Origin of the sequence: Succinivibrio sp. (genome assembly GCF_045124615.1) — a bacterium.
In the GTDB taxonomy this organism is placed as follows: Bacteria; Pseudomonadota; Gammaproteobacteria; order Enterobacterales; family Succinivibrionaceae; genus Succinivibrio; species Succinivibrio faecicola.
Window position 1 is genome coordinate 1 of sequence record NZ_JBGVMC010000348.1, and the last position, 1,656, is coordinate 1,656.

Consider the following 1,656-nt stretch of genomic DNA (forward strand, 5'->3'; position numbering starts at 1 on the left):
AAGTTATCGTTACGTGTAGCAAAGTTGCCCATGTGGTTGACTTTGTGACCGTCTAAAGCATTTGCCTGAGAAGTATTTTCAACGGTTGCACCAACGCCAGATAAATGCTTAAAGGCATAAGTAATTGTTGAATTTGCCTGATCCCATGCAATTGAGGCGGTTACACCCATGATAAAGGATGCCATTTTAAAATCTGGATAAGCCACACAGGTTGCACCAACATTATTTGCTTTTAACTGCTCAACAATAATGCTTGTATTGTTTGGATCTAAATTTCCAACATCTGAATCCCAACATACATATAGATATAAAACACCTGTATTTGCTCTTGAAGTTGCCCACTGAGCAAGTAAAAGGGCATCACTGTCTGATGGTTCTTTTAGAGTAGTGAATGTTACAAAATTCTGGAATTTAGCAGTTAGATTATTCATTGAATCTGTAACAGTATTTGCATTCTGTCCGTCTGATTTAACTGCTGAACTGCTTGATAAGCCTAACAGATCGGCAACATTTGAGCTTGCACCGCTTACAGATGAAGTTGCTCCTGTGGTTGCACTGGTTACAGTAAAGGCATTAAATACGCTTGAAAATGCTACTGTACCTGCACCGTTTAGGGCGGTAGTTAATACATCTGCTACATCTGAATAAGATGCTACTGCGCTAAAGTCTAAAGCGGTTAAAGTTTTTTCTGTTCCGTCAATAGTGATAGTCAGATCGCCTGCGGTAATCGCCTTAATCTGTGCAAGGGCGGTTTTAACGTCAATTGATGCGCCTCTTAACCATCCTGCAATAGCACTGGAATTTAGTAGATAAAAATATAAGGTTGCAGGCTTTACCTGTGAATTATCAAAGCCTCCGAAATATACCTCTGCAAATTTATACTCATCTGAGCTTGATCCGAAATACTCACCGACTTCATCTATTGATGAAAATGCTAGAGGGGTATTTGATGGAATACTTGCGTTATCATCTAAAACAACACCGTTAAAAACTAAGTCCTGCCCTGTAGCCTTTAAAATGCGAGGCAAAACCTGAACTAGATTACTTGCTGAAATTGCCATTTAAGCACCTCTTATTTTTTGCAAAAAATAAACGTAAATAAAAATTATTCACTATCTTTAATTTTAATATCAATATTAGATAGATGTAAACTCTCGCTTTGATCTGTTGGCTGATCTTCCTTTGCTAAAATTGAATTAAGTTTAATTGTAGGCTTTTTGTTAAAACCCTCCTCACTTAATGTAATTGAGTGATTGATATAGCAGTGTAGTCTGATAGTCCACCTATAAAGATAATTTTCTGAATCATTACTGTTAATAGTCGTATCACTCGGATCATCTGCGTATAGAGGCGTTAAACCCATTTCTTTAAGCTGTCTTACAGATACAGATGATTTGAATATAGTCTGTAAATTCTGAGCACGTTCAAACGCAATATTATTAGTATTGCCGTTCAGACTGTTAGCATAGAGATCAACTCTGAAAATAATCTCTTTTTTGCCTTTTAGTGTTAACTGTTCTTGTTCAGGATCATATTCTTCAATTGTTGTTGCTGTCTGAGTGCCGTTTTCAATGAAAAATATACAGTAGTCGTTTGTATCTTCTGGCAATACAACAATATTCTGATTTCCGTACTGGATGCAGTCGGCATCAATTG

The 1,656-nt window shown here is 36.9% G+C and carries 2 protein-coding genes; both read right to left on the bottom strand.

The genetic code is table 11. The features are described from left to right. On the bottom strand, window positions 1–1,061 hold a 1,061-nt coding region (locus ACJML3_RS09205), incomplete at its 3' end, for a DUF3383 family protein (RefSeq protein WP_406022589.1). A 44-nt stretch (window positions 1,062–1,105) separates the two neighbouring features. After that, a partial coding sequence (locus ACJML3_RS09210; RefSeq protein ID WP_406022591.1) for an LIC_12616 family protein occupies window positions 1,106–1,656 on the bottom strand: 551 nt, incomplete at its 5' end.